The 26,913-nt window shown below is 67.0% G+C and carries 21 protein-coding genes and 3 rRNA genes; 13 read left to right on the forward strand and 11 right to left on the reverse strand.

Going from position 1 to position 26,913, the window contains the following annotated elements; all coding sequences use genetic code 11:
* Positions 1 to 21: 21 nt before the first annotated feature.
* On the forward strand, positions 22 to 2,199 hold the full coding sequence (locus tag ACQHIV_RS35305) for a PQQ-binding-like beta-propeller repeat protein (protein WP_427888658.1): 2,178 nt from the start codon (positions 22 to 24) through the stop codon (positions 2,197 to 2,199).
* Here the strand turns inward: ACQHIV_RS35305 and ACQHIV_RS35310 are convergent.
* Positions 2,165 to 2,854 carry an endonuclease/exonuclease/phosphatase family protein gene (locus tag ACQHIV_RS35310; protein WP_427888660.1) on the reverse strand — a complete coding sequence of 230 codons (690 nt, stop codon included), beginning with the start codon at positions 2,852 to 2,854 and terminating at the stop codon, positions 2,165 to 2,167. The genes ACQHIV_RS35305 and ACQHIV_RS35310 overlap by 35 nt on opposite strands.
* A gap of 101 nt (positions 2,855 to 2,955) precedes the next feature.
* On the opposite strand from ACQHIV_RS35310, the gene ACQHIV_RS35315 reads away from it, so the two are divergent.
* The 8 genes from ACQHIV_RS35315 (at position 2,956) to rrf (ending at position 13,969) form a co-directional block, all read left to right on the forward strand.
* Positions 2,956 to 4,038 carry a hypothetical protein gene (locus ACQHIV_RS35315; protein WP_427888662.1) on the forward strand — a complete coding sequence of 361 codons (1,083 nt, stop codon included), beginning with the start codon at positions 2,956 to 2,958 and terminating at the stop codon, positions 4,036 to 4,038.
* Positions 4,035 to 4,550 (forward strand): YciI family protein, encoded by a 516-nt coding sequence (locus ACQHIV_RS35320; RefSeq protein ID WP_427888664.1) that lies wholly within the window; start codon positions 4,035 to 4,037, stop codon positions 4,548 to 4,550. The genes ACQHIV_RS35315 and ACQHIV_RS35320 overlap by 4 nt, the downstream gene beginning before the upstream one ends.
* Positions 4,551 to 4,592: 42 nt before the next feature.
* The gene (locus ACQHIV_RS35325; RefSeq protein WP_427888666.1) at positions 4,593 to 6,212 is read left to right on the forward strand and encodes a purple acid phosphatase family protein; all 1,620 of its coding nucleotides are present in this window, start codon (positions 4,593 to 4,595) and stop codon (positions 6,210 to 6,212) included.
* A gap of 87 nt (positions 6,213 to 6,299) precedes the next feature.
* Complete coding sequence (locus ACQHIV_RS35330) at positions 6,300 to 6,503, forward strand: KTSC domain-containing protein (protein WP_427888668.1); 204 nt, start codon at positions 6,300 to 6,302, stop codon at positions 6,501 to 6,503.
* A gap of 21 nt (positions 6,504 to 6,524) precedes the next feature.
* Positions 6,525 to 7,844: a serine hydrolase domain-containing protein gene (locus ACQHIV_RS35335; RefSeq protein WP_427888670.1), complete on the forward strand. Its 1,320-nt coding sequence runs from the start codon at positions 6,525 to 6,527 to the stop codon at positions 7,842 to 7,844.
* 784 nt (positions 7,845 to 8,628) lie between these two features.
* Positions 8,629 to 10,153 (forward strand): 16S ribosomal RNA (locus tag ACQHIV_RS35340).
* A gap of 461 nt (positions 10,154 to 10,614) precedes the next feature.
* A 23S ribosomal RNA gene (locus ACQHIV_RS35345) occupies positions 10,615 to 13,730 on the forward strand.
* A 121-nt stretch (positions 13,731 to 13,851) separates the two neighbouring features.
* Positions 13,852 to 13,969: ribosomal RNA gene (gene rrf, locus ACQHIV_RS35350) — 5S ribosomal RNA — on the forward strand.
* Together the 16S, 23S and 5S rRNA genes form the textbook arrangement of a ribosomal RNA operon.
* A 10-nt stretch (positions 13,970 to 13,979) precedes the next feature.
* Here the strand turns inward: rrf and ACQHIV_RS35355 are convergent.
* Both ACQHIV_RS35355 and ACQHIV_RS35360 read right to left on the reverse strand, forming a co-directional pair.
* The gene (locus tag ACQHIV_RS35355; RefSeq protein ID WP_427888672.1) at positions 13,980 to 14,675 is read right to left on the reverse strand and encodes an alpha/beta fold hydrolase; all 696 of its coding nucleotides are present in this window, start codon (positions 14,673 to 14,675) and stop codon (positions 13,980 to 13,982) included.
* Positions 14,672 to 15,094 carry a MarR family winged helix-turn-helix transcriptional regulator gene (locus ACQHIV_RS35360; protein WP_427888674.1) on the reverse strand — a complete coding sequence of 141 codons (423 nt, stop codon included), beginning with the start codon at positions 15,092 to 15,094 and terminating at the stop codon, positions 14,672 to 14,674. Before ACQHIV_RS35360 ends, ACQHIV_RS35355 begins: the two co-directional genes overlap by 4 nt.
* Positions 15,095 to 15,186: 92 nt before the next feature.
* On the opposite strand from ACQHIV_RS35360, the gene ACQHIV_RS35365 reads away from it, so the two are divergent.
* Positions 15,187 to 16,077 carry an LLM class flavin-dependent oxidoreductase gene (locus ACQHIV_RS35365; RefSeq protein WP_427888675.1) on the forward strand — a complete coding sequence of 297 codons (891 nt, stop codon included), beginning with the start codon at positions 15,187 to 15,189 and terminating at the stop codon, positions 16,075 to 16,077.
* A 9-nt stretch (positions 16,078 to 16,086) separates the two neighbouring features.
* On the opposite strand, the gene ACQHIV_RS35370 is transcribed toward ACQHIV_RS35365, so the two are convergent.
* The 3 genes from ACQHIV_RS35370 to ACQHIV_RS35380 are packed head-to-tail and all read right to left on the reverse strand — an operon-like array spanning position 16,087 to position 18,132.
* Entirely contained in the window at positions 16,087 to 16,890 is an 804-nt protein-coding gene (locus ACQHIV_RS35370) for an aldo/keto reductase (RefSeq protein ID WP_427888677.1), read from the reverse strand.
* Entirely contained in the window at positions 16,887 to 17,567 is a 681-nt protein-coding gene (locus tag ACQHIV_RS35375; RefSeq protein ID WP_427888679.1) for an RraA family protein, read from the reverse strand. The genes ACQHIV_RS35370 and ACQHIV_RS35375 overlap by 4 nt, the downstream gene beginning before the upstream one ends.
* A 25-nt stretch (positions 17,568 to 17,592) precedes the next feature.
* Positions 17,593 to 18,132 (reverse strand): AAA family ATPase, encoded by a 540-nt coding sequence (locus tag ACQHIV_RS35380; RefSeq protein ID WP_427888681.1) that lies wholly within the window; start codon positions 18,130 to 18,132, stop codon positions 17,593 to 17,595.
* 84 nt (positions 18,133 to 18,216) lie between these two features.
* On the opposite strand from ACQHIV_RS35380, the gene ACQHIV_RS35385 reads away from it, so the two are divergent.
* Positions 18,217 to 19,665: a helix-turn-helix domain-containing protein gene (locus ACQHIV_RS35385; RefSeq protein WP_427888683.1), complete on the forward strand. Its 1,449-nt coding sequence runs from the start codon at positions 18,217 to 18,219 to the stop codon at positions 19,663 to 19,665.
* On the opposite strand, the gene ACQHIV_RS35390 is transcribed toward ACQHIV_RS35385, so the two are convergent.
* Both ACQHIV_RS35390 and ACQHIV_RS35395 read right to left on the reverse strand, forming a co-directional pair.
* Complete coding sequence (locus ACQHIV_RS35390; protein ID WP_427888685.1) at positions 19,627 to 20,349, reverse strand: isocitrate lyase/PEP mutase family protein; 723 nt, start codon at positions 20,347 to 20,349, stop codon at positions 19,627 to 19,629. The genes ACQHIV_RS35385 and ACQHIV_RS35390 overlap by 39 nt on opposite strands.
* Entirely contained in the window at positions 20,346 to 20,642 is a 297-nt protein-coding gene (locus ACQHIV_RS35395) for a putative quinol monooxygenase (protein ID WP_427888687.1), read from the reverse strand. Before ACQHIV_RS35395 ends, ACQHIV_RS35390 begins: the two co-directional genes overlap by 4 nt.
* A 161-nt stretch (positions 20,643 to 20,803) precedes the next feature.
* Here ACQHIV_RS35395 and ACQHIV_RS35400 point away from each other — a divergent pair, with 161 nt between their 5' ends.
* A complete protein-coding gene (locus ACQHIV_RS35400) occupies positions 20,804 to 21,598 on the forward strand; it encodes a class I SAM-dependent methyltransferase (RefSeq protein ID WP_427888689.1) in 795 nt (264 codons plus the stop codon).
* On the opposite strand, the gene ACQHIV_RS35405 is transcribed toward ACQHIV_RS35400, so the two are convergent.
* Both ACQHIV_RS35405 and ACQHIV_RS35410 read right to left on the reverse strand, forming a co-directional pair.
* Positions 21,581 to 22,381, reverse strand: a complete 801-nt coding sequence (locus ACQHIV_RS35405) for a TrmH family RNA methyltransferase (RefSeq protein WP_427888690.1) — start codon at positions 22,379 to 22,381, stop codon at positions 21,581 to 21,583. The genes ACQHIV_RS35400 and ACQHIV_RS35405 overlap by 18 nt on opposite strands.
* A gap of 30 nt (positions 22,382 to 22,411) precedes the next feature.
* Positions 22,412 to 23,653: a hypothetical protein gene (locus tag ACQHIV_RS35410; protein WP_427888692.1), complete on the reverse strand. Its 1,242-nt coding sequence runs from the start codon at positions 23,651 to 23,653 to the stop codon at positions 22,412 to 22,414.
* Between the two features lie 135 nt (positions 23,654 to 23,788).
* Here ACQHIV_RS35410 and ACQHIV_RS35415 point away from each other — a divergent pair, with 135 nt between their 5' ends.
* Entirely contained in the window at positions 23,789 to 25,621 is a 1,833-nt protein-coding gene (locus ACQHIV_RS35415) for a glycoside hydrolase family 127 protein (protein ID WP_427888694.1), read from the forward strand.
* Between the two features lie 4 nt (positions 25,622 to 25,625).
* Here the strand turns inward: ACQHIV_RS35415 and ACQHIV_RS35420 are convergent, their stop codons facing one another.
* Positions 25,626 to 26,822 (reverse strand): TerC family protein, encoded by a 1,197-nt coding sequence (locus tag ACQHIV_RS35420; RefSeq protein ID WP_427888696.1) that lies wholly within the window; start codon positions 26,820 to 26,822, stop codon positions 25,626 to 25,628.
* Positions 26,823 to 26,913 lie beyond the last annotated feature (91 nt).

Genomic DNA, 26,913 nt, shown 5'->3' on the forward strand with positions numbered 1-26,913 from the left:
AGCGTCTGCCACCATCAGCGCATGCCTGGACTACGGGAGCTGTGGGGCGACGTGATTCCCGACGCGGGGCCGCTCGCCGACACGCTGGTACGGCGGTACACCGGAAAGCGCCGCGCGTACCGCGACGACTACCTGCGCCACGTCCTCGGGGCACTGGACTCGCTGGAACAGCTGGCCACCGACCCGGTCGCGGTCCGGCTCGCGGCCTGGTTCCACCGGGCGGTGCACAGCGCGGAGAACACCGCGCAGGACGATGCCGAGGCGTCGGCGCAGTTGGCGGGGGAGCTGCTCCCGACGTACGGCGTCACCGACGTACGGACCGCGGAAGTCGCGCGCCTGATCCGCCTTACGGGAGGCGGAGGCGCCAACGGAGACGTTCTGCAGGACGCGGTGAACGCCGTGCTCGCGGACCCGCAGTACGCGAAACACGCCTCCGAGGTACGCCGGGACAGCCGCTTCGACGCCGGCGTACGACGTGCGCAGCTCCAGGTGCTGCTGGCTTCGGACCGGATCTACCGCACCGACCTGGCCCACGACCGCTACGAACAGCCCGCCCGCACCAACCTCGCCGCCGAACTGGAGCAACTCGACGGCATCGCGCCGAGCCCGTGGCGCGGCTGGCGGCACAGCCTGTTGTCGATGCTGGCGTTCATGTCCGCAGGGTCCACGATCGCCGGCCTCGGCGCGGCGTTGGGTTCGCCGTGGCGGTACCCGGCGTTCCACGACGACTCGCGCTGGCAGCCGATTCTGATGACGGCGCTGGCCGTGGTCTCGCTCTTCGCAGTGGCGTGGACGGCGCGCCGTACCGATCGGATGGCCCGTTTCGTCGCGGTCGCACCGGCCGCGGTCGGTCTCGTCGGAGTCTTCGTCATCCTCGCCAACATCCCGCCGACGACCGGCGGCTCGGGTCCCGGGCCGCGGGTCCCGACGATGATGCTCGCGTCGGTCTCGCTGGTCCTCTGCGGTGCGGCGGCCTTCGCCGCCACCTGGTTCGCCCAGAGCGTCGTCAGGAGTCGCGGGTGGTGGCTGGGCACGCTGGGTGCTGGCGTCGTGGTGATTCTTCTGGGTTTCCTCTTCGATTCGATCCAGAACGCCTACCTGTACAGCGCCGACGAGCATCTCGACAACCGGCACGTGCCGGCGGACGTCGGTGTCGCGTCGGTCGTGGACGGCGGGACGCTCTGGTCGACGCCGGGCAACCCGGATACGTTGCGATCCCTCGTCGGCACCGCACACGGGATCGCCGTCGCGAACGGCCGCGGCGCCGTCGAGATGATCGACCCCAAGACCGGCAAGGTCCGGTGGCGGTACACCCGCGCCGACACCCACCGCGAGGTCAAGCTGTACCCGCTCGACGGCGGCCAGCAGCTGCTCGCGATGTTCGACCAGGTCGGGTACGCCGTGCTCGACACCGACACCGGCAAACGGACGGCGGCCTGGCCGGACGGGTCGATCGACGACGAGGTCGAGGACAGCGATCCGCTGGTCACGTCGAAGCAGTACACGGTCGGGTCGGACAAGGTCTACGGCACGGATCTGGACGGCTCGCACCGCTGGACGTACGAGCCCGGCCGTTGTACGAGCACGGTCGCGACCGCGGTGGCGGACCTCGCGATCCTCGACGTCGGCACGAGCTGCCGGCAGGAGCCCGCGCACCTGATCGGGCTCGACCTGAAGAGCGGCAAGCAGCGCTGGCGCGCCGACGGCGACCTGAGCGCTCTGACCGCGGCCGGTGACCTGCTCGTCGGCATCCGTGCCGAGTCCGCCGGAAAGGTCCGCCGGCTGGTCGCGATCGACGCGCACACCGGCGCCGGCAAGTGGACCGTCGACCTGCCGAAGGAATGGGCCTGCCCGCCGCGGCTCCTGTGGTCCGGCAGGCGCCTCGTCGTCACCTCCTGCCCGAACCTCGCGAAACGCGACACCGAAACCGTTGTCCGATTCGTTGACCCGAGCAACGGTCAGGCGACGGCGACCGCGGTGGTCGCGGCGCCGGCCGGCAGCCGGATCGCGGTGACGGCGGACAGCCGCGTGTTCATGATGAGCCCCCAGGGCGACGCCAAGTGCCGCATCATGAGGCTGACCGAGGGCGCCGCCCCCGCCTACGTCCCCCTGGACGGCGTCGGCTGCGGCTGGGGTGTCGCCGCCGCGGGCAACCTGGTCCTCGTCAGCACCCGAGACTCCCTGGTCGCGCTGCGATGACAGCCCTCAGCCCGAGGTGGTCCGAGACATGCCCAGTCCCGCTGGGCATCGCCACCTTGTCGCTGAACAGCACGGTGGCGCCACTGACCTCGGCAGGCTCGGTGACGAAGATGAAGTCGATGCAGTGCGCGCTACTCCCCGGCGCCAGGTACTCGGCATGGAACGTCGGCGGACAGTCCCCGTCGAACGCGTCCCGCACCCCGGCCCCGACCCGGAACTCGTCGTAGAGCACGCTGTCGCGCGACACGTTGAAGTCCCCGCACACCACAGCCGGAGCCTTCACAGCCGCTGCGAGCGCTCGCAGCTGGTCGCCCTGAGACCGGTGGAAGCGGTTCTGCACGGACCAGTCGCCGTCCGTGTTCGCCATCGGATGGACGTTGAGTACCCGCGGCCCGCCGCACTGGAGCCTCGACAGTGTGACCAGCCCGCCGGCCGGTCCGGCGAGACCGCGTCGGTACATCACGTACGGAAACGACCTGAACCCGCGCCGCAGCCGGCTCAGCTGCCGGTACGTGTTGACCTCCTGCAGGCAGATCACGTCCACGTCGGCCGGGTCGAGCGCGGCCGCGACGGCGGCGTACCGCTCCGAGATCCGGGTGCCGGGCAGCGGGAGGCCGCGGGTGTTCAGCGTGACCAGGGTGAGTCGCGGCGGCATGGTGCGGGACATCGTACGGTGTGATCGTCGCCGGTCCCGCGGGAATAGGCCGCGTACGGCGGGGGTTGCGTGCTGTGTCGGAGCGTCGAGAAAGGGCGAGGATGAAACCCACCGAGTTCGTGAAGGTGAACGGCCAGTTCTGGGGGGAGCACCTGAAGGGGGTGGCCGGGCATCTGCCGGTGAGCCACCGCACGGAGCTGCCGGGGCCGATGCTGTTCCCGCGGATGATGGTGCTGACCGAGACGCCGGACTGGAACATCCTCGAGCTGGTCGGGCTGAGCCGGGAGTACCGGACGCTCGAGGTCCGCCGGCAGAAGCTGGCGAGCGTCGAGGAGTACTTCGGCGTCCGCGACGGTTCCGACGCGGTGATGTCGCTGCCGGGCGAGAACTTGTTCAAGGACGCGACGATCGCGACCACGGCCGGGCGGCAGGCGCTCGAGGACCGGTTCCCGGCCGCCGCGAACCTGCTCGGCGAGGTGTACGCCGGCCCCGGCGACGAGCTGCTGCGGTTCGAGCCGGGCAACTACTCGACGTTCGACCGGACGCTGCTCGTGCACACCGCGGGCGACTCGCTGCGGGTGCACTGGGTGAACTTCGCGATCGCGATCCACCGCTCGGAGCCGGCCGGCAAGTACCTCGACTTCCTGCAGACGTACTCGAACGCCCGCCCGCACCTCGACCCGATCGGAACGCTCAGCCTCCCGGTCGATCCCGCCGTACTGAAGGCCGACGCGTTCGAGAGCACGTACCTCGCGCACGGTCTGCAGGACAGCACGGTCGACGAGTTCCTCGACAAGCACGAGGAGATCCTGCTGTCGGTGTTCGGCGCGACGAAGCTGGTCCGCGAGCCCGCGCTCGGCGACCTGCACCCGGACTTCATCCTGGAACGCGCGGACGGCAGCCACGTCGTCGGGCGGCTCGAGCTCCCGGTCGTTGACACGACCAACGGTAAGAAGCGCCGCCGGGTGTTCCGGACGCCGGTGCAGGACAGCGCGGCAGAGCTGGCGAAGTACGCTGAGTACTTCGCGACCGCGGACAACCGGGCCCAGGTGAAGTCGAAGTACGACGTCGAGGTCACCGACCCGCGGCAGCTGCTGATCGTGCCGTCGCAGGAGACGGTCACGCCGGCGGCCGGTGTCGAGGTCGTCGACTACGACACGATCCTGCGCCTGCACCTGTCGTGACGCAGTACTTCGTCTACGGCCGCGACCGGGCCGGCGCCGACGTCAAGGCCGCGCTGACCGAGGACCACTGGACCTTCATGGACGGGTACGCCGCGGAGCTGATCGCCCGCGGCCCGACCCTCACCGAGGACCGGGAGGGCTCGACCGGCAGCCTGCACATCGTCGACCTCCCGTCCGCGGCGGCGCTGCACACGTTCGTGTACGACGAGCCGTACTACCTCGGCGGGGCGTTCGAGACCGTCGAGGTGTACCGCTTCGAGAACCACACCGGCCGCACGATGTGGGAGTTCGCGAACGCGGTCGACGAGTACCAGCGGTACCTCGTGCTCACGAAGGACGCCGCGCGACCGCTGACGTCCGACCACCTGATCGTGTACGGCGACCTGCTCGACGGCGACGTACACGCCGGGCGGGCCGCGCTGCTGGAGGCGCCGTCGGTGGACGCCGCGCGGGAGCTGGTCCAGGCGGCGGATGCCGAAGTACATCCCTGGGAGTTCGGCGGCAGGCGGTAGCGAGTTGGCTTGGGCGTCACCTCCGGCGCCCAGCGTGGAGTGGTGATCGATGACGAAGAGCTGTTCGAGTCGCACTTCTCACGGCGTGGGTTCCTCGCGTCTGCAACGGTCGTCACGGGCGGGTCGCTGCTCGCCACCGCCGGCTCCGCCCAAGCTGCCCCGGCCGCCGGTTCCGTCCAGGCGACCCCGGTCCGGCAGCCGTCGCCGGTCGCCGATCCGGTAACCACTCCCCAGGTCGGCGGGCTGCACCTGCAGTTCGGCGCGGACGCGGCGACCGAGGTCGTGGTCTCCTGGCACACCCGCCAGCCGGTCCGCCGCGCCCGCGTCCTGCTCGGTACGCCGGACGGCGAGTTCGAGCGCACCGTGACCGCGACCGGTACGAGCTACACCGACGCCAAGTCCGGGCAGGTCGTGTACGTCCAGCACGCTCGGATCAGCCGGCTGCGCCCGGCCGGCGAGTACGTCTACGCGGCGGTCCACGACGGCGCGGAAACCGTGTTCGGCAATTTCCGGACGGCGCCGAAGGGACGGGCGGCGTTCACGTTCTCGAGCTTCGGGGACCAGGGCACGCCGACGCTGGGCAAGCGGTACGTGCCGCCGGCCGGCGTGACGATCCCGAACCCGCCGTACGTCAACGACAACCTCGGCTCGCCGGCCGCGGGTGACGTGACGGCCGGGGTGGAGCGGGTGCGCCCGCTGTTCCACCTGTTCAACGGCGACCTCTGCTACGCGAACCTGGCCCAGGACCGCGTCCGTACCTGGAACGACTTCTGGGAGAACAACTCCCGCAGCGCGCGGAACCGCCCGTGGATGCCGTCGGCCGGCAACCACGAGAACGAGCTCGGCAACGGCCCGATCGGGTACGAGGCGTACCAGACGTACTTCGCACTGCCCCGGCAGGACGGGCAGACCGAGGTGACGCGCGGCCTGTGGTACGCGTTCACCGTCGGCTCGGTGCGGGTGATCAGCCTGGCGAACGACGACGTCTGCTACCAGGACGGCGGCAACAGCTACGTCCGCGGGTACTCCGGTGGCGCGCAGAAGGCGTGGCTGGAGCAGGAGCTGAAGGCGACCCGCGCGGACCGGGACATCGACTGGATCGTGGTCTGCATGCACCAGGTCGTGGTGAGCAGCGCCGACCAGGCGAACGGCGCCGACCTCGGCATCCGGCAGGAGTGGGTGCCGCTGTTCGACGAGTACGGCGTGGACCTGGTGGTCTGCGGTCACGAGCACCACTACGAGCGCTCGCACCCGATCCGCGGCCAGCAGCCGAACCCGACGCTGACGCCGATCCCCACCGCGACCCGCACCGACCTGGTCGACACCTCCAAGGGCACCGTCCACATGGTGATCGGCGGCGGTGGTACGTCGGTCGGCTCCAACGGCGTCCTGTTCAACCCGCCGAAGTGCCGGGTGATCACGTCGGTCGGCGCGCCCGACCCGACGACCGGCAAGCGCCCGCCGGTGTACGTGACGGAGCCCGCCCCGTGGTCGGCGACTCGCAACGCGGCCCACCCGTACGGGTTCGCCGCCTTCACCGTGGACCCCGGTCACCCCGGCGGCACGACGACGATGCAGGTCAGGTACTACGACGTACTCGGGCCGGGCGGCGACCTGCGCGAATTCGAGTCGTTCACGCTGCAGCGCCCGCGCCGCGGCTGACGTCGACGGGTGGCGCGCCGTCCGGTGCGCCACCCGACCCCGCCGCGCGGCACACTGGGCCGACGTGGACGCGGAAGGAGCCGGCGGATGAGGCGACGCCCGGTGAACTCGACCAGCGTGCGATCGGTCGGCTGGTCCGACGGCACGCTGGAACTCGAGTACGTGAACGGGTACGTCTACCGGTACTTCGACGTCCCGCAGCCGACATACGCCGCTCTCCTGGCCGCCCCGAGCATCGGCTCCTACGTCAACAAACACATCAAGCCGTACTACGAGTTCCGCGAACTCTGACCCACTGCCCCAGGAGGCCCGATGACGACGGCGCGGGACGGGATCGAGTCCGACCTCGACGAGTTCGACGTACCCGGTGCGAGCTGGGTGGTGTTCGACGACGGCACCGTGACCGAGGTCGGTACGGCGGGACTCGCCGAGGCGGGGAGCGCCCGCGCCGTGACGCCGGGCACGCTGTTCCAGGCGGCGTCGATCAGCAAACCGGTGACCGTACTGGCGATGCTCAGGCTGGTGGACCGCGGTCTGCTCGACCTCGACGAGGACGTGAACCGCAAACTGAAGTCCTGGCAGGTGCCCCCGACCGGTCGCTGGCAGCCGACGGTCACCCTCCGCCAACTCGCCAGCCATAGCGCCGGCCTGACCGTCTCCGGCTTCCCCGGCTACCCGCGTGATGTCGCGTTGCCGACAACCGCGCAGATCCTGGACGGCACCCGGCCTGCCACGAACATCGGCGTACGCGTAGATCTCGTCCCAGGCACGCAGTTCCGCTACTCCGGTGGCGGTACGACGGTGATCCAGCAACTACTCGAAGACGTCACCGGCACGCCGTTCCGCGACCTCATGCAGGAACTGGTGCTGCAGCCGCTCGGCATGTCCGACAGCGCCTACGCACAACCGCTTCCACCGAACCTGCAGGCGAACGCGGCCAGTGGACACAACGAGCTAGGCCAACCGCTGAACGGCAAATGGGACGTGTACCCCCAGCTGGCCGCCGCGGGATTGTGGACAACCCCAACGGATCTCGCGAAGTTCGCCATCGGGCTGGAACGCGCGTACGCCGGCGCAGCAGGCGCACTGCTCCCGCCCGGGCTCGCGACACAGATGCTGACGCCGCAGATCGCCGCCACCGAGCGCATCGGCGGGCTGAACCACCTCGGCCTCGGCGTCTTCCTGGACGAATCGGGTCGGCGCTACGGCCACAGCGGGGGCAACAAGGGCTTCTGCTGTCACCTGATGGCGTACCGCGACACCCGGCAGGGCGCAGTGGTGATGACCAACGGTGACTCCGGCATGTGGGTCGTACTGCGCGCCTTCGCCGCCATCGCGTCCGCGCGCGGGTGGCCGTCGTACCCCGAGGAGCTGGAGCAGCCTGACCTGCCGACGACCGAGTCGCTGGACGCGCTGACGGGTACCTATCGGCTGACCCATGGGTTACGTCTCGCGGTGAGGGCGTGGGACGGAGGGCTGGGGGTCCAGTTCGAGGGGCAGGAGCCGCTGGAGTTCCGAGCGCTGTCGGCGGACCGGTTCGCGGCGTCCGGCGTGGGTGCGCAGCTCGAGGTACGCGGTGGGGAGCTGGTGTTCCTGCAGGGCGGCGCGGATTTCGGGTGCGTCCGGGAATAGGTCCCGGGGGAGTGCGGTTACAGCTCATGCCGTTCCGTTCATGACCCCGGGCCTCAACCTCAGCCGCTTCGAGCGGCCACTCGCCGAGAGGCGTCTGCTGGACGGTGCTGTACGTGACGAGGTGGGAGCCGGCATGAGCGGTTCCCACCTCGCCGTCACACCCGCCGCGAAAACCACTTGTACGGGTGCGGCATCATGGAAGTGTCGCTCGTGGAGACGCCTGGCGTTGCCCGAGTGAGTGATGTGACCAGAGGGACGAGCACTGCTTCCCTCGACGCCGGGACACCGGTGGCGAGGACGGGTGCCGGGAGCCTCGGACCGCGGTCCAGGACCCCGATTTGCATCCGCACCATGAAAGTCAGTAATGTTCTTCTTGTTGGACGGAAGCGCAGGACGCGAAAGCGGCCGGCCCGCCGACAAACTCCCTGAAGGTCTCGGAAGCCGAAACACGCCTCGGCGGGTTTCGGACACTGAGGTACGCAGGGAGACTGGATCGAAAAAGGCCGATTTGACCGGCCGGAAGCGAAACAGTAAAGTAAGTCGAGTTGCCCCGGAGCTTCAAACGATAGTGCGAAGCGCGGTGTGCGCCCGATTCTTGAGAACTCAACAGCGTGCCGAAAGTCAATGCCGAAAGATGCATTAACCCCGTCTACAGGCATTCAATGTCTGTGGCGGATTCCTTTGAAATATAACGGATGACAAGCCAGTAATGGTTTTGTTTCTGATTCAAAGGATCAACTGAAGTTGTTGACTCTCTGGGTTTTGCCCGGTTTGTCTATATTTTTCAACGGAGAGTTTGATCCTGGCTCAGGACGAACGCTGGCGGCGTGCTTAACACATGCAAGTCGAGCGGTAAGGCCCCTTCGGGGGTACACGAGCGGCGAACGGGTGAGTAACACGTGAGCAACCTACCCTCAACTTTGGGATAAGCCTCGGAAACGGGGTCTAATACCGGATAATACTTCACTTCTCATGGGGTGGGGTTGAAAGTTCTGGCGGTTGGGGATGGGCTCGCGGCCTATCAGCTTGTTGGTGGGGTAATGGCCTACCAAGGCGTCGACGGGTAGCCGGCCTGAGAGGGCGACCGGCCACACTGGGACTGAGACACGGCCCAGACTCCTACGGGAGGCAGCAGTGGGGAATATTGCGCAATGGACGAAAGTCTGACGCAGCAACGCCGCGTGAGGGATGACGGCCTTCGGGTTGTAAACCTCTTTCAGCAGGGACGAAGCGAGAGTGACGGTACCTGCAGAAGAAGGACCGGCCAACTACGTGCCAGCAGCCGCGGTAATACGTAGGGTCCGAGCGTTGTCCGGAATTATTGGGCGTAAAGGGCTCGTAGGCGGTTCGTCACGTCGGGAGTGAAAACTCGGGGCTTAACCCCGAGCCTGCTTCCGATACGGGCAGACTAGAGGTAGGCAGGGGAGAGCGGAACTCCTGGTGTAGCGGTGGAATGCGCAGATATCAGGAAGAACACCGGTGGCGAAGGCGGCTCTCTGGGCCTTACCTGACGCTGAGGAGCGAAAGCGTGGGTAGCGAACAGGATTAGATACCCTGGTAGTCCACGCCGTAAACGTTGGGCGCTAGGTGTGGGGGACATTCCACGTCCTCCGTGCCGCAGCTAACGCATTAAGCGCCCCGCCTGGGGAGTACGGCCGCAAGGCTAAAACTCAAAGGAATTGACGGGGGCCCGCACAAGCGGCGGAGCATGCGGATTAATTCGATGCAACGCGAAGAACCTTACCTGGGTTTGACATATAGGGAAATCCTCCAGAGATGGGGGGTCCGTAAGGGTCCTATACAGGTGGTGCATGGCTGTCGTCAGCTCGTGTCGTGAGATGTTGGGTTAAGTCCCGCAACGAGCGCAACCCTCGTCCTATGTTGCCAGCACGCCCTTCGGGGTGGTGGGGACTCATAGGAGACTGCCGGGGTCAACTCGGAGGAAGGTGGGGATGACGTCAAGTCATCATGCCCCTTATGTCCAGGGCTTCACGCATGCTACAATGGCCGGTACAAAGGGCTGCGAAACTGTAAGGTGGAGCGAATCCCAAAAAGCCGGTCTCAGTTCGGATTGGGGTCTGCAACTCGACCCCATGAAGTCGGAGTCGCTAGTAATCGCAGATCAGCAACGCTGCGGTGAATACGTTCCCGGGCCTTGTACACACCGCCCGTCACGTCATGAAAGTCGGCAACACCCGAAGCCGGTGGCCTAACCCTTGTGGAGGGAGCCGTCGAAGGTGGGGCTGGCGATTAGGACGAAGTCGTAACAAGGTAGCCGTACCGGAAGGTGCGGCTGGATCACCTCCTTTCTAAGGAGCACTTGGCACTCCGCTTAGTGAGTGTCCATGTCATCGCTTTCCAGGACGAGTGTTTCTGGGGTGATGGTGCTTCGGAATGTGGAACATTGACCATTAGGCGGGATGCGGAGTTTCTGCTGCTAGTACTGCTCACTTGTGGGCGTGGAACGTGGACGGGGACCGAGTTGATCGCCGAGGCGCGCTGTTGGGTCCTGAGGAATCGGGCCGGAACCCGTAAGGGTTGTGGACTGTTTCTTCTTGGGTCACGGATCAACTGGTGACAGTTGGTTGGGTGGCTGGGGCCGGCTTCTGTACAGACTGTTGATGGTCTGCTGGATGGGGTGTGTTGTTTCCCTCTGATGGTGGGTTTGTCTTCAAGTGTCAGGTGTGAGCTGGTGTTCCTGCCCGTATTTTGAGAACTGTATAGTGGACGCGAGCATCTCTTTGTAGCGTAATTTTTGCTTTTAGTTTTGTGACAAGCTACTAAGGGCAATCGGTGGATGTCTTGGTACCAAGAGCCGATGAAGGACGTTGGAGCCTGCGATAAGCCCCGGGGAGTTGGCAACCGAGCTGTGATCCGGGGGTGTCCGAATGGGGAAACCCAGCTGGCATTCTAAAGCCAGTTACCAGTGCCTGAACACATAGGGTTCTGGAGGGAACGCGGGGAAGTGAAACATCTCAGTACCCGCAGGAAGAGAAAACAATAGTGATTCCGTGAGTAGTGGCGAGCGAAAGCGGATGAGGCTAAACCGTGTGCGTGTGATAGCCGGCGTGCGTTGCGTATTCGGGGTTGTGGGAGCATTCAGACACTAATGCCGTGGTGTCGGAGAGTTATCAATCGTTGTTGAAGTCGAATCTTCTGGAATGTTGAGCCGTAGTGGGTTATAGCCCTGTAGGCGTAAGACAGCGACTCTCGAGTGTTTTCCCAAGTAGCACGGGACTCTTGAAATTCCGTGTGAATCTGGCGGGACCACCCGCTAAGCCTAAATACTTCTTGGTGACCGATAGCGGACTAGTACCGTGAGGGAAAGATGAAAAGTACCCCGGGAGGGGAGTGAAATAGTACCTGAAACCGGTTGCCTACAATCCGTCGGAGCACTTTCGGGTGTGACGGCGTGCCTTTTGAAGAATGAGCCTGCGAGTTAGTGGTGTGTGGCGAGGTTAACCCGTGTGGGGTAGCCGTAGCGAAAGCGAGTCTGAATAGGGCGAAATAGTCGCATGCTCTAGACCCGAAGCGGAGTGATCTATCCATGGGCAGGTTGAAGCGTGGGTAAGACCGCGTGGAGGACCGAACCCACCAGGGTTGAAAACCTGGGGGATGACCTGTGGATAGGGGTGAAAGGCCAATCAAACTCCGTGATAGCTGGTTCTCCCCGAAATGCATATAGGTGCAGCGTCGTGTGTTTCTTACCGGAGGTAGAGCACTGGATGGTCTAGGGGGCTTACCGGCTTACCGAAATCAGCCAAACTCCGAATGCCGGTAAGTGAGAGCGCGGCAGTGAGACTGCGGGGGATAAGCTCCGTAGTCGAGAGGGAAACAGCCCAGATCACCAGCTAAGGCCCCTAAGCGATTGCTAAGTGGAAAAGGATGTGGAGTTGCCCAGACAACCAGGAGGTTGGCTTAGAAGCAGCCACCCTTGAAAGAGTGCGTAATAGCTCACTGGTCAAGTGATTCCGCGCCGACAATGTAGCGGGGCTCAAGCAATCCGCCGAAGCTGTGGCACTCACACAAGTACTCGGCCAACTTTGTTGGTCCAGGTGTGTGGGTGGGTAGGGGAGCGTCGTGCAGCGTGTGAAGCAGCCTAGTGATGGAGTTGTGGATGCTGCACGAGTGAGAATGCAGGCATGAGTAGCGAATGACGGGTGAGAAACCCGTCCGCCGGATGATCAAGGGTTCCAGGGTCAAGCTAATCTGCCCTGGGTAAGTCGGGACCTAAGGCGAGGCCGACAGGCGTAGTCGATGGACAACGGGTTGATATTCCCGTACCGGCATTAACACGACCCGACCGAACCCGCTGATGCTAAGAGTTGGAAGCCGCAAGACCTTCGGGTTGCGTGGTGGACATCTTGACCCGAGGTGGTAGTAGGTGCATTGAGGAGTGACGCAGGAGGGTAGTCCAACCGCGGCGATGGTAGGCGTAAGCTGATCCGCGGGCAAGGTGGTAGGGCGAGGCATAGGCAAATCCGTGTCTCACATAGCCTGAGAGCCGAGGCGGACCCGTTTAGGGGAAGTGGATGATCCCATGCTGCCGAGAAAAACTTCGCAGTGAGTGTTAGAGCCGCCCGTACCCCAAACCGACACAGGTGATCAGGTAGAGAATACCGAGGCGATCGAGTGAACCATGGTTAAGGAACTCGGCAAAATGCCCCCGTAACTTCGGGAGAAGGGGGACCGGATCCGTGACGCCACTTGCTGGTGGAAGCGGTGATGGTCGCAGAGACCAGGCCCAAGCGACTGTTTACTAAAAACACAGGTCCGTGCGAAGAAGTAATTCGATGTATACGGACTGACGCCTGCCCGGTGCTGGAACGTTAAGGGGACAGGTTAGCTGGTTTTGGCCGGCGAAGCTTTGAACTTAAGCGCCAGTAAACGGCGGTGGTAACTATAACCATCCTAAGGTAGCGAAATTCCTTGTCGGGTAAGTTCCGACCTGCACGAATGGCGTAACGACTTGGGCGCTGTCTCAACCGTGGACTCGGCGAAATTGCATTACGAGTAAAGATGCTCGTTACGCGCAGCAGGACGGAAAGACCCCGGGACCTTTACTACAACTTGGTATTGGTGGTCGGTACAATTTGTGTAGGATAGGTGGGAGACTGTGAAGCTCGGACGCCAGTTCGGGTGGAGTCATCGTTGAAATACCACTCTGATTGTTCTGGCTGTCTAACTTTGGTCCGTTATCCGGATCAGGGACAGTGCCTGGTGGGTAGTTTGACTGGGGCGGTCGCCTCCTAAAAGGTAACGGAGGCGCTCAAAGGTTCCCTCAGCCTGGTTGGCAATCAGGTGTTGAGTGTAAGTGCACAAGGGAGCTTGACTGTGAGACAGACATGTCGAGCAGGGACGAAAGTCGGAACTAGTGATCCGGCGGTGGCATGTGGGAGCACCGTCGCTCAACGGATAAAAGGTACCCCGGGGATAACAGGCTGATCTTCCCCAAGAGTCCATATCGACGGGATGGTTTGGCACCTCGATGTCGGCTCGTCGCATCCTGGGGCTGGAGTAGGTCCCAAGGGTTGGGCTGTTCGCCCATTAAAGCGGCACGCGAGCTGGGTTTAGAACGTCGTGAGACAGTTCGGTCCCTATCCGCTGCGCGCGCAGGAGACTTGAGAAGGGCTGCCCCTAGTACGAGAGGACCGGGGTGGACGAACCTCTGGTGTGCCAGTTGTTCCGCCAGGAGCACGGCTGGTTGGCTACGTTCGGGAGTGATAACCGCTGAAAGCATCTAAGCGGGAAGCACGCTTCAAGATGAGGTCTCCCACCGGGTTAACCGGGTAAGGCCCCCAGTAGACCACTGGGTTGATAGGCCAGAGGTGGAAGCGCCGTAAGGTGTGGAGCTGACTGGTACTAATAGGCCGAGGGCTTGTCTCATACTTCAACTACGAGCCTTGATGCGCTATGTAACGATGTTCGCGTTCACTGTACGGTTCCCAGGATACGGTCAACCCCAGCCCGTGTGGCTTGTGTTGGTTGATATGTGTTCTCATAGAGTTTCGGTGGCCATAGCGTCGGGGAAACACCCAGTCTCCATTCCGAACCTGGAAGTTAAGCCCTTCAGCGCCGATGGTACTGCGACCGGGAGGTCGTGGGAGAGTAGGACGCCGCCGGACATTCACACTGTTAAGGGCCACCCCCCGGGGTGGCCCTTAACATTTGTGTGGTTACGCGGTCGGCAACCCGCCGGCCATCGGCGGAGGCGTCACCCAGACCGCAGGTGGTGTGGTTCAGCCCCTCGAACTCCAGGTACGTAACGCCGATCCCTTCGAGCACCGGCCGCAACTTGCGGAAGCGCCGGAACGCCGGATCAGCTGTTCCCATGTACGTCACTCGGCGGCCCGGGTAGCACCGGAGTTCGTGGTGCCAGTCGTACGACCGATAGGCCCGCCAGAACTCCAACGCCGGCCGCGGTAGCCGTGGTTCCCGTTCCAGCCGTCGCATTTCCGCGTCGGTCACCATCCCGATCGGTACGACGCCACCCATGACGAGGGCGTGGGCCCGTGAGGTCGACCGCGCCGCCATTGCCGCCATGCAGGCAGTCTGTGAGAACCCCCAGACGCAGAACCGCTCGACGCCTTCATGATCGAGTACGGCGAGCACCTGGTCGCCGATGCTGCCGAAGTCGTACACCTCCGGCCGGTCACTCGCCCCGAACCCGACCGGGTGGACCTGGAAGACCCGGAATCGCTCCGCCAGGTACGCGCTGATCGCGTGGTCCAGTGGCCGGCGGTTGTTCTTCAGCAGTACGAGCGCCGGCCCGGACCCGCTGACCCGATAGGCGATCCGCGCGCCGGCCAGTTCGACGTACCGGTAGGTCATCGGAGGATGGACCGCAGGGCAGTGGTCACGGTGCTGCGGGTCGCCGCGGGGAGCCCGGCGGTCAGCGTGTTGATGCGGTCGACCACCGCGTTGTGGACCTCGTGGGCCAGCTTCAGGCCGTCAGGGGTGAGCTCGATGCGGAAGGCGCGGCGGTCGCCGGGGATCGGCGTACGGGCGACCAGAGTGCGACGTTCGAGGCGGTCGACCATGCTGGTGAGGCTCGAGCGTTCGATGCTCAGGATATGGCTGAGGTCGGTCATCCCCTGCGGGCCGGCGATCAGCACACAGAGCAGCCGGGCCTGCTGCGACGTAAGGCCGAGCGGCCGGCTGGTTTCGGCGTGCAGGTCCTGCAGCAGGTGCATCGTCTGCACCAGCGCACTCGCCAGATCGGTGTCCTGAGCCGCCGTCGTCGTCACCATGGCTCCCATGGTAGTCCGCTGGACTAATAGTTTGCTGTTCTAAGTATCCGTGCTACAACTAGTTCGAACAGCAAACTATCTGAGGAGTCGATATGAACGTGCGGTTCGGATACGGATCGCCGGACTCGGTACGGGACGTGGCCGCGATCGTGCGGCTCGCCCAGCAGGCGGACGCCGACGGGCTCGACCACGTCAGCCTCGCCGACCACCCGTACGTCCCGGACATGCTCGACGGGTACGCCGCGGTCGGGTTCCTGCTCGGACGTACGGAGCGGCTGTCCGCGTTCGTCAACGTGACCAACCTGCCGCTCCGCCCGGCGCCGGTGCTCGCCCGTACGGCGACGTCGCTGGCCGCGCTGTCCGGCGGACGGTTCGTCCTCGGGCTGGGCGCCGGCGGTGCGTGGGACCGGATCACCACGATGGGCGTCCCCGAACTCCGTCCGGCCGAGGCGGTCGAGGCGTTCGAGGAGGCGATGCAGCTCGTCCACGGGATGTCCGACGGTGGTACGCCGACGCCCACGAAGCACTACCCGATCGGCGCGCTCCGGCCGGCCGCCGTACCGGCACCGCTGATCTGGACCGGCTCGAACGGCCCGAAGTCCCTCGCCGCGACCGGCCGGCAGGCCGACGGGTGGATCCCGGGCCACGCCGCTGACTGGCTGAGCGATCGCTACGCCTGGTCCCGGCCGATCATCGACGAGGCGGCGTTGGCCGTCGGGCGGAAGCCGTCGGACATCGGCACCATCTACAACTTCCCGGGCACGATCACCGCGGCCCCGTTGCGTGAGACACGTGACGCCGAGGGACGCTGGATCGGCGGCTCGCCGGCGCAGTGGATCGAGGAGCTGACCGGCGCGGTCCTGAACCACGACGCCACCGGCTTCACCCTCTTCCCTCGAGGGAGCGAGCCGTACGACGTCCAACTCGCACGCTGGTCACAGGAGGTCGTCCCCGGCATCCGCGCGGAGCTCAGCCGGCAATGACCCAGCAGGTCAACCCAAGGCGGCCAGATCGTCCGGGGTGAGGTGGATGTCGGCGGCGGCGAGGTTCTCCTCGAGGTGACGAACGGTACCGGTGCCGGGGATGGCGAGGATGTTGGCGGAGTGGTGCAGAGTCCAGGCGAGGCGGATCTGTACGGGGGTGGCGTCGTGGGCGGCCGCGATCGTGGTGACGGCCGGGGAATCGACCGCGCCGGTGATCGAGCCGAAGGGGACGTAGGCGATGGCGCGGTCGGCGCAGTACCGGATGATCGCGTCCTCGGCGCCGCGGCGGTCGACGGCGTAGCTGTTCTGGACGCAGACCACCGGCGCCACCGCGAGCGCCTCCTCGACGTGGTCGAGTCGCACGTTCGAGACACCGAGCTGCTTGATCAGCCCTTCCGAACGGAGCTCGGCGAGCCACCCGAACCGTTCCGCGAGCGACCCGTCGCCGGTGATCCGGAGGTTCACCACATCCAGACTGTCCACCCCGAGCTGCCGCAGGTTCGTCTCCACCTGTGCGCGCAGCTCGCCGGCCGTGGTCGCGTTGTAGAACCCGCGCTCCGGATCGGTCCCCGGCCCGACCTTCGTGGTGATCGTCAGCCCCTCCGGGTACGGCGCCAGCGCCTCGCGGATCAGCTCGTTCGCGTACCGCGGCCCGCTCGCGTAGAAGGCCGCCGTGTCGAGGTGATCCACCCCGAGCTCGACGGCACGACGCAGTACGGCGATCGCGACCGAGCGGTCCGGGTTCGCGGTGATCCGCATCGCGCCGAACCCGAGCCGGTTCACCGTGACGTCGCCCAGCCGCCAGGTATTCATTCCTCGATCGCCCCGCGCACCGCCCGCAGATGCTGCCGGAACGTCAACGACGGATCCGCCGCCCGCTTCTCCAGGTACGCCGCGAAACCGACCTGTGTCCGCAGCGACCGCCCGCCGCGGATCTCCGCCGCCTGGCGGTGCTCGGTGTCCCGGATCGACGCCGCCAGTGCCTGCAGCTCGTCCACGCGGTCCGCCGGTACGAAGATCGCCCCGTCCTGATCCGCGAGTACGACGTCGTCGCGGGTCACCGTCCACTCGCCGATCGTTGCCGTGGACAACGCGTCGGCCGGTTGCGGGTCGAGCCGCAACGGACCGGTCGGCAATGCGCCGAGGCTGAACACCGGCAGCCCGATCGCGGTGATGTCGACCGTGTCGCGGTGCAGCCCCCAGATCACGATCCCCGCGACGCCGGCCGCCGCGGCCTCCAGCGCGACCAGGTCGCCGACGCAGGCCTCGTCCCGGCGTCCACCGTTGTCCACCACGAGTACGTCGCCCTCGGCCGCGGACTCGAACGCCTCCAGGAACACGTCCACGCTGCCCACGTGCTGCGCCGGGAGCACCCGCCCCGCGACCCGCTCGCCGACGACCGCCGTCACCGCCACCGTTCGTACCGGCACGCCCGCCCGGACACACGCGTCCGCCAGGTGCGCCGTCGTCAGCCCCTCCAGAATGCCCATGCCGCTAGTCCACCACGGCCGCCCGTCAGCGGGACAGGAAGGCCATGATCTGGTCGAGCGACGGCTCGGCGCTGGTGTCGACGGTGATCGACGGGACCGGGAGATCCACCGACTGGAAGGCGTTGTGGGTACGAACCCGGGCGTCCGGGCTGATCTTCGCGTCCTCGTGCGCCGCCCGCCGCGGATCCGCCGCGGTCCGTGCGGTGATCCGTTCGAGCGCGACCTCGGCGGTCGTCGTGCAGTGCACGATCCGGAGGTCCGCGCGGCCGAGCAGCGGGCTCAGGCCCGGGTTCCACAGCCGGTCCTGGAAGGCCGCCTCCGCGACCACCGTCGTACCGCGGCCGATCAGCAGGCCGACCACGTCGAAGAACGTTGACAAGGTCCGCATCGTCAGCGGGTCGCCGGGGCCCGGCACGAACCCGGGGGTCGCGTGCGCCATGCCCTCCTTGATCTCGTCCCGGCAGATCGCCGGGCAGCCGATCGCGGCCGCGATCCGGTGCGCCAGCGTCGTTTTCCCCGTCCCGGGCGGACCACTGACCACGATCAGCATCGGTTTCGAATGCACTCGCCGTACCTTAGTCGCGACCGCGGGTGCAGGGTGTAAAGCGCGTGTCAGGAACTGTCGGTGCGGGTGCCTACCGTGGTTTCTGTGACGACCTATTCGGCGGTCCGGACGACCGGGATCTACTGCCGGCCGGGCTGTGGCGCGAAGCCGCTCGCGGAGAACGTCCGCACGTTCGAGCACCCGGCCGCGGCCGAGGCGGCCGGGTATCGCGCGTGCCTGCGGTGCCGTCCGTACCGGATCGCCGGCACGGTGCCGGACGAGGCGCCCGAGTTGGTGTGCCGGGCGGTGCAGCTGATCATCGCCGGGCTGCTGGACGAGGCCGGCGAGGCGGCGCTCGGTGCGCGGCTCGGGCTGTCGGTGCGGCAGTTGCGGCGGCTGTTCCACGAGCATCTCGGCGCGACGCCGGACCAGTTCGCGCGGTCCCGGCGAGCGCATTTCGCGCGCCGGCTGCTGGACGACTCCGAGCTGGGCATCGCGGAGGTCGCGTTCGCGTCCGGGTTCGGGAGCCTGCGGCAGTTCAACCGGGCGATGCGGGAGGTCTTCCGGGCGTCCCCGCGGGAGCTCCGCGATCGCCGGCGTCGCGGCGATCGGCTCGCGGCGGACGGCGGTCTGGTGCTGCGGTTGCCGTTCACGCCGCCGTACGACTGGGCGGCGATGTGCGCGTTCTTCGCCGAGCGGGCGATTCCGGGGGTGGAGTCGGTCGAGGACGGGGTGTACCGACGGGTCGTCTCGCTGGACGGGGAGCCCGGGATGCTGGAGGTCGGCCCAGGCGGTGACGATCACCTCCTGCTGCGGGCCCACCTCCCGTTCTGGGAGGGCGTCATCCACGTCGTCGACCGCGCCGCCCGACTACTCGGCGTCGACCAACCACCCCTCTCCCTCCAAGAACAGACGGTGCTCGACCCACTGATTCCCACTCTGGTAGCCGCCGGTGCTGCGGCAGTCGCCGGAGCCCAGGCGCCGGGTGCGGCAGCCGCAGGTACTGCGGGAGCCGGTGGAGCTGGGGTGCCGGGTGCGCGGGGGCAGGCCGGTGCTGGGGCAGCCGTCGGAGTGCGGGTGCCGGATGCGTGGGTGCCAGCTGGTGCAGCGGTAGCCGCTGGAGCCCGGGTGTCGGCTGGTGCTGCAGCAGCCGCCGGAGTGTGGGTGCCGGGTGGGTGGGTGCCGGCCGGTGCTGGGGTGGGTGCTGGGGTGCGGGTGCCGGGGGCGTGGGCGCCGTTTGAGATTGCTGTTCAGGCGGTGCTTCGGGATCAGCTGTCGCCGGGGGAGGCGACCGACGCGCTGCACAAGCTCGTCGAGGTGCACGGCGTACCGGTTCCGGGGCTTACCCACGGACTGACCCATGCCTTCCCCGCCGCCGAGGCGCTGGTTTCCGCGCACCTCGTCGGTCCGCTCGCGACCGCGGTTGCCGAGGGCAACATAATCCTCGACCCGGCGCCCGGGCTCGTCCGGTCCCTCGAGACCGTGACGAGCCCGGCCGCCGCCCACGAGATCGCCCTACGCCTGGAGGGATTCGTACGTCCCTCGCGTGAGTAGCTCCGTCGCCGCAGCCGTCGCCAGCGCGTACGCCGCGCTGGTGATCGCCGGCCCGACGCTGATCCGCACCACGCCGGCCTCCGAGAGTTCGCGGACCGACGGCGCCCCCGGCCCGACCATCACGTTGAGCGGGAGCGGCGACTCCTTCACCAGTTCGGCGATCGTCGGCAGATCGACCACCCCGGGCACGAACAGTACGTCGGCACCCGCGTCGGCGTAGATCTTCGCCCGCTCGATCGTCCCGGTCCGGTCCCCGTACAGATAGGTGTCCGTCCGCGCGTTGATCACCAGCTCGGCGTCCACGGCCCGCGCCGCGCGGATCCGCTCGGCGTGCACCAGCGGATCGTCGAGCACCCGGGCCGTACTGTCCTCCAGGTTCACCCCGCCCGCGCCCGCCTCGACGATCTCCCGCACCGTCCGCGCGACATCGCCGTACCCGGCCTCGATGTCCGCCGTCACCGGTACGTCGACGGCGGCACAGACGGCTCGTACCGTCGCGAGCGCGGTCGCCAGATCCAGCCCGCCGGCGTCATCGACCCCGTGCGCCCAGGCGACCCCGGCGCTCGTCGTCGCGATCGCCTGCGCCCCGGCCGCCGCGATCGCGCGCGCCGAACCCGCGTCCCACGCGTTCGGCAGTACGAGCGGCGGCCGCGCGTGCAGCTCCCGCAACCGCCGCGCGCTCACAGGCTGACCACCAGTTCGTGGTCGACCTCGACGAACTCCACGATCAGGTCCGCGAACCGCCCCGCGATCAACTCGCGGTACGCCGCCGACCCGGTGTGCGCGTCGTACGCCGCCTGGTCCGCGAAGTGCTCGACGAACAGCAGGTAGTCGGGCGTCGCCGGGTCCCGGTACACCCGGAACGACAGCGTCCCCTCCTCCGCACCGGGCCCGCGCGGCCCGAACTCCTCGACGATCGCCTCGGCCGCGGCCTGGTTGCCGTCCTTCAGCCTGATCGGAAACACCTTCGCCAGCATCACTGTCCTCCTTGGTGGTTTCCTCAAGGTTCGCCTGCCCGCGACGGTTCGTCCGGCCATATTCGGTCATGACGGTTGGCTCATATAGCGAGACAATATGTCTCATTTACCAAGACTCTGCGCTAGCGTGAGCACCGTTGGCGAAGGCAAAGGAGCCTGGGATGAACAACGTGTACACACACGGACATCACGAGTCGGTACTGCGCTCGCACCGCTGGCGGACCGCGGAGAACTCCGCCGGCCACCTGCTGCCGCACCTGCGCCCTGGGATGACGCTGCTCGACGTCGGCGCCGGCCCCGGCACGATCACCGCCGACCTCGCCCGCCTGGTCGAGCCCGGCCGGACGACCGCGCTCGAGGCGAACGCCGCGGCGCTGGACATCACCCGGAGGGCGTTCGAAACCGTCGACGTCGACGTGGAGTTCGTGGTCGGCGACGTGCACGCGCTCGACCTGCCCGACGACACGTACGACGTGGTCCACGCGCACCAGGTGCTGCAGCACGTGGCCGATCCGGTGCAGGCGCTGCGTGAGATGCGGCGGGTGTGCAAGCCGGGCGGGATCGTCGCGGTCCGCGACTCCGACTACCACGGCTTCGTCTGGCATCCGGCGCTACCGGAGCTGGACGAGTGGATGGAGCTGTATCAGCGGATGGCCCGTGCCAACAAGGGCGAGCCCGACGCCGGTCGCCGCCTGCTCGCATGGGCGCACGCCGCCGGGTTCGAACAGGTGGAGGCAACCACGTCCACCTGGGCGTTCACCAACCCGGAGGACCGGGCGTTCTGGGGCGGGATGTGGGCGGACCGCATCCTCGGGTCCGCGCTCGCCGACCAGGCGCGCGCGGCCGGCGTACCGGAGAAGACGCTGACCGCGATCTCAGCAGCCTGGCAGCAGTGGACGGCCGACCCCGACGGCTGGATCTCCATCCTGCACGGCGAACTACTCTGTACGGCGTGAACGCTGCCGGGAAATCTCGTACAGCACCGCGGTTGCGGCGTTGGCGGCGTTGAGGGAGCTGGCCGAGCCGGTGATCGGGATCCGGACCAGGTGGTCGGCCGCCTCCCGCCACGCCGTACTGAGGCCGGCCGTCTCGTTGCCGATCAGGAGCAGGACGGGCTGGGTGAAGTCGAAGTCGTAGACGTCGGTCGTGCCGTGTTCGTCGGTGCCGACCACCACGACCGGCGACCGGCGTACCCACTCGAGCACCTCACGATGGGACGGCACGCGGACGGCGGGGACCGCGAACAGCGAGCCCGTCGTCGCGCGCACCGCCTTCGGGTCGTACACGTCCGCCGCATGTCCGGTGACGATCACCCCGTCGGCGCCGAACGCGTCGGCGGACCGGATCACCGACCCGATGTTGCCGGGCCCGGTCGGCCGGTCGAACACCACCCCGAGAAAGTCCGGCCCGACCGGGATCCTCGCCAGATCGTCAGCAGGCAGCCGCAGTACGGCGATCAGCTCCGGATCGTCCTTCTCGCCGAGCTCGGCCAGCAACTCCGGCGCCATCGCGACCCGCTCGACGTGCGGCAGCCGCTGCAGCAGGTCCGACGCCCACCGCGACAACGGCCGGGACGCGTCGTGGATGATCGCGTTGACCGGCCAACCGTTGTCCACGGCAACCGAAATCGGCCGCACCCCCTGGACCAGGAACTCACCGGACCGCTGCCGCTTGGTCCGGTTGGTCAGTGACGCCTGCCAAACCTGAAACCTGGCATTCCGCGTCGAAATCCGCTGCACAGGCTCCACCTTAGGCCGCCGAGTGCGAGCTCAGTGCGTTCGCTTCCGTCTTCGGCCGCGGTGTCTGAGGCGGAGGGCGCCCCATAGCAGCAACGCGGGTAGCCAAAGCAGGACCAACCACGGAAGCCGCCACCAGCCGGACGAGCCCTTGAGGGCCGGCTGGGCGGTGGCGACCAGTGGGCGGGCGGACGTTGACCAGGCCAGGAACGCGTCGCCGATCGGTAGCGCGCCGAAGAGGTACCGCTTCGTTTTCAGGCCGCTGAACGGCAGTCCGGCCAACTCGCCCGTCCGCGACAGCCGCTCGGCCAGCGGGTCGTGATGGATCCGCGCCGCGCCCATTCCGACCACGGTGGCCGAAAGACTGAGGCCGAGGACGAGCGGCCCCGAGTCCACGTCCCCCTGCCCAGCGGTCCCCTTCGGGTACTCGCGAATCCCCAGCCCGGTGACGAACTTGTCCTTGAACAGCTGGTACTGCGCCCGCGCGAACGCCGGATCGATGTCGACCAGGAAACGCTGGATCATCGCCTGCGACGAACCGCGTGCACCGGTCACCTGCGGCACCACCTGATGCGGCAGCAGCCCGGTCGCCGGATCCAGTTTGGCCTTCACGGTCGTCACCCAGTTCCGCGCGAACTGCCCGAAGCGCGGCGCGAGCACGGCGTCGTACAGCCGGAGGGAAGCGATCGCGACGACCGAGTCGACCGGCCAGGCCTGCCCCGGATACGCAGGAAGAAAGGGCGTTTCCGCCGTTCGGAAAGCACTGGCGATGTCGACCGAGTCGCTGGTGAACCGGGAGCGCTCCGCCGCGTCCGACTGGCCGAGGGCGACCAGCCCGCCGCGCAGCCAGTTGGTCCAGCCGGCGTAGAAGATCCCGTACCGCGGCTGCAGCGACCTGTCGAACGGCGCCGTCGCGTCCGCGGAATCGAGCCGGTCGAGTGCCCACCGCACCTCGATGGACGCGTCGGCGGCGCGCGCCGGATCGCTGACGCCGACCTGCACCCAGCTCAGCCCGTACAGCACGTTCAGGAAGAAGTACCCTTCCGGAAACTGCTTCTGGGCGTTCCGGTCCGCGCCGTTCTCGATCTCGGCACGCAGGTACGTCAGCTGTTTCGGCACGCCATGGGTGGGATCGGTCCACGGAAGAACCAGCCGTGCGGTGCCCACCCCCGCCACCAGTGTGGCGATCACCGCCACGCCGATCACGAGCTTGCGCAGCACCCGGATCAATCTAGACGACCTTGGGCAACCAGCGGCGGACGAACGGATGACCATCCGGGGACCGGACCGACTCCCGCGGCCGAAACTCCTTTCCTAAGTTTCCGGCCGAGGTTGACCTTACGCCCAGGGATGCCTACCTTCGTCAAGGAAAACGTGTTCCGCAGTTTCCTAACTCAGGAGATACACGCTATGACCTCTCGCAGCCCGGCCGCCACCAGCAAGGGCCGCAGGCAGCCCCTCGGACTCGGCCAGGTCAGCATCACCGGCGGCTTCTGGGCGCCGCGCCAGGCGCGGAACGGCGCCGACGCGATCCCCAGCGGCCAGGACCAGTTGGAGAAGGCCGGCAACCTGCAGAACCTCCGGCTCGCCGCCGGTATCGGCGAGGGCGAGGCGATCGGCCCGGTGTTCGCCGACTCCGACGTCTACAAGTGGCTCGAAGCGGCCGCCTGGGAGTACGGGCGCAACCCCGACGAGGAACTGCTCGGACGGATCCGCGACCTCACCGCGGTGGTTGCCGCCGCGCAACGCCCGGACGGGTACCTCGACTCGGTCGTCCAGCTCCGGTACGGCGACGAGGGCCGCTACCAGCAACTCGTCTGGAGCCACGAGCACTACTGCGCCGGCCATCTCATCCAGGCCGCCGTCGCGACGGTCCGCTGCACCGGTGAGCGCGAGCTGCTCGACGTGGCGATCAAGCTCGCCGACCACCTGCACGCGACGTTCGGCGACGGCAAGACGGTCGACGTCGACGGCCACCCGGTGATCGAGATGGCGCTCGTCGAGCTGTACCGGGAGACCGGTACGGCGACGTACCTGGAGCTCGCGAAGTGGTTCGTGGACGCCCGCGGCCACGGGATCATCGAGCGGCACGGGCACTCGCCGGCGTACTTCTCCGACCGGGTCCCGGTCCGCGAGGCGACCACGGTCGAGGGGCACTCGGTACGCGCGGTGTACCTGGCGGCGGGCGCTGCCGACGTCGCGCTGGAGACCGGCGACGCCGAGCTGCTCGAGGCGCTGAAGGTGCAGTTCGAGCACATGTGGTCGACCAAGACGTACGTGACCGGCGGGCTCGGCGCGCGCTGGGACGGCGAAGCCTTCGGCGACGAGTACGAGCTGCCGGCCGACCGTGCGTACGCCGAGACGTGCGCCGCGATCGGTGGCATCCAGTGGGCCTGGCGGATGCTGCTCGCGACCGGCGAGGCGGCGTACGGCGACGCGGTCGAGAGGATGCTGTACAACGGCTTCCTTGCTGGGGTTTCACTTTCCGGAACCGAGTACTTCTACGTGAACCCGCTGCAGCTGCGCGGGGCGGCGTACCCGGACAACGGGCGCAGCCCGGCGCACGGGCGGCGCGGCTGGTTCGACTGCGCGTGCTGCCCGCCGAACATCATGCGCACCCTCGCGAGCCTCGACGGCTATCTGGCGACCACGACGGACGACGCGATCCAGCTGCACCAGTACGCGGCGGGCGTGATCAAGTCTGGCGAGATCGAACTGCAGGTCGAAACGAACTACCCCTGGGACGGCACCGTCCGCATCACGAGTGCAACGCCGGCCACCGTTGATCTCCGCATTCCCGGGTGGGCGGAGGGGGCGACTCTCAACGGACATTCGGTCGACGCAGGTGGCTACGCGCGGGCAGAAGGCACCGAGATCGAACTCGTACTCCCGCTCGAACCGCGCGTGGTGGGTGCGGATCCGCGGATCGACGCCGTGCGGGGTTGCGTCGCGCTTGAACGCGGGCCGCTCGTGTACGCGGTCGAGCAGGAGGACAACGCGGCCAACGTCGACGACCTGCACCTCGTATCTGGGACTCCTGTCGCGGAGGCGACGGATCTTCTGGACGGGGTGACCGTGCTGAGGGCCCAGGGACGTGTTGGGGTAGGGCACAAGCCGGGGTGGTCGTTCGTGCCTGCGGTGTCGGACTCCGTGGGTGAGGAGGTCGAGGTGGTCGCGGTTCCGTACTACGCGTGGGCGAACCGGGAGATCGGTGCGATGCGCGTCTGGCTGCCGCTGGGGTGAGGGCCTAAAGGCTGGGGCGGATCACGTGGTCGGCGTGGGCGGCGGCGTGCGCCTCGCCGACCTGGCGGCACAGCGCCATCAGGTCGTCTTCGTTCAGCACGTGCTGCTTCGCCTTCGGGCCGAGGTCGGTGATGTGGTCGCGGGCCCGCAGCAACCGCTGGAACACCCGCTCCCGCTCCGCCGGGTCGTCGGTGTACTCGGGATCGAGGTACGCCGTCGCGTCCCGGCGGATGTGGGCCATCGCGGTCTGCGTCCGCCCGCGGGTGCTGAACAGCGAGGCGAAGATCGTGATCAGCAGCACGACCAGGATCACCGCCAGCGACAGGCCGGTGCTGATCTCGCCGACCTCGACGTGTTCGCCGTCGTTCACGAACGGCAGGTTGTTCTCGTGCAGCGCGTGCAGGATCAGCTTCGCGCCGATGAACACCAGGATCGCGGCGAGCCCGAACGACAGGTAGATCAGCCGGTCCAGCAGTCCGTCCAGCAGGAAGAACAGTTGCCGCAGGCCGAGCAGGCTGAACGCGGTCGCGGTGAACACGACGTACACGTTCTGGGTCAGGCCGAAGATCGCCGGGATCGAGTCCAGCGCGAACATCAGGTCGGTGGCGCCGATCGCCACCATCACCAGCAGCATCGGGGTCAGCATCCGGCGGCCGTCGACGCGGGTGGTCAGCCGGTCGCCGTCGTACTCCTCGGTGGTCCGGAACAGCCGGCGGGCCAGCCGGACGACCAGGTTCTGCGCCTGGTGGGACTCCTCGGTCTCCGGTTTGAGCATGTTCCCGGCGGTCAGCAGCAGCGCGGCCCCGAACAGGTAGAAGACCCAGGAAAACGTGTGCAGCAAGGCGGATCCGACGAAGATGAACGCGGACCGGGCGATCAGGCTGACCGCGATCCCGACCAGCAGCACCTTCTGCTGGTTCTCCCGGGGCACCCGGAAGCCGGTCATGATGATCAGGAAGACGAAGAGGTTGTCGACCGACAGCGCCTTCTCGGTGATGTACCCGGCGAAGTACTCCGAACCCATCCCGCTGCCGCCGACCACCAGCGTCCCGAGTCCGAACAGGACCGCGATCCCGACGTACAGCGCGGACCAGACGGCCGCCTCGCGGAGCGTCGGCACGTGTGCGGACCGGACATGGAAGAAGTAGTCGAACAGCAGCAGGCCGGCGATCGCCAGCAGCGTCAGCACCCAGACCAGCATGTCCTAACCCAACCACGGGCAGCCGTCGGGTCTGCCCACCTCGGATAAAATTGCCTAAAAGGCATCTTTGCTCTTTAGGCAACTTCTGCTA

Origin of the sequence: Kribbella polygonati, from assembly GCF_050320105.1 — a bacterium.
Taxonomy (GTDB): domain Bacteria; phylum Actinomycetota; class Actinomycetes; order Propionibacteriales; family Kribbellaceae; genus Kribbella.

Excerpts from the sequence above, each read along its gene's own strand:
- ACQHIV_RS35370 (WP_427888677.1), bottom strand. The coding sequence starts at position 16,890 with ATGAATACCTGGCGGCTGGGCGACGTCACGGTGAACCGGCTCGGGTTC.
- ACQHIV_RS35355 (WP_427888672.1), bottom strand. The coding sequence starts at position 14,675 with ATGACCTACCGGTACGTCGAACTGGCCGGCGCGCGGATCGCCTATCGG.
- ACQHIV_RS35415 (WP_427888694.1), top strand. The coding sequence starts at position 23,789 with ATGACCTCTCGCAGCCCGGCCGCCACCAGCAAGGGCCGCAGGCAGCCC.
- ACQHIV_RS35365 (WP_427888675.1), top strand. The coding sequence starts at position 15,187 with ATGAACGTGCGGTTCGGATACGGATCGCCGGACTCGGTACGGGACGTG.
- ACQHIV_RS35410 (WP_427888692.1), bottom strand. The coding sequence starts at position 23,653 with ATGGTCATCCGTTCGTCCGCCGCTGGTTGCCCAAGGTCGTCTAGATTG.
- ACQHIV_RS35305 (WP_427888658.1), top strand. The coding sequence starts at position 22 with ATGCCTGGACTACGGGAGCTGTGGGGCGACGTGATTCCCGACGCGGGG.
- ACQHIV_RS35420 (WP_427888696.1), bottom strand. The coding sequence starts at position 26,822 with ATGCTGGTCTGGGTGCTGACGCTGCTGGCGATCGCCGGCCTGCTGCTG.
- ACQHIV_RS35335 (WP_427888670.1), top strand. The coding sequence starts at position 6,525 with ATGACGACGGCGCGGGACGGGATCGAGTCCGACCTCGACGAGTTCGAC.
- ACQHIV_RS35395 (WP_427888687.1), bottom strand. The coding sequence starts at position 20,642 with ATGCTGGCGAAGGTGTTTCCGATCAGGCTGAAGGACGGCAACCAGGCC.
- ACQHIV_RS35375 (WP_427888679.1), bottom strand. The coding sequence starts at position 17,567 with ATGGGCATTCTGGAGGGGCTGACGACGGCGCACCTGGCGGACGCGTGT.
- ACQHIV_RS35400 (WP_427888689.1), top strand. The coding sequence starts at position 20,804 with ATGAACAACGTGTACACACACGGACATCACGAGTCGGTACTGCGCTCG.
- ACQHIV_RS35330 (WP_427888668.1), top strand. The coding sequence starts at position 6,300 with ATGAGGCGACGCCCGGTGAACTCGACCAGCGTGCGATCGGTCGGCTGG.
- ACQHIV_RS35360 (WP_427888674.1), bottom strand. The coding sequence starts at position 15,094 with ATGGTGACGACGACGGCGGCTCAGGACACCGATCTGGCGAGTGCGCTG.
- ACQHIV_RS35315 (WP_427888662.1), top strand. The coding sequence starts at position 2,956 with ATGAAACCCACCGAGTTCGTGAAGGTGAACGGCCAGTTCTGGGGGGAG.
- ACQHIV_RS35310 (WP_427888660.1), bottom strand. The coding sequence starts at position 2,854 with ATGCCGCCGCGACTCACCCTGGTCACGCTGAACACCCGCGGCCTCCCG.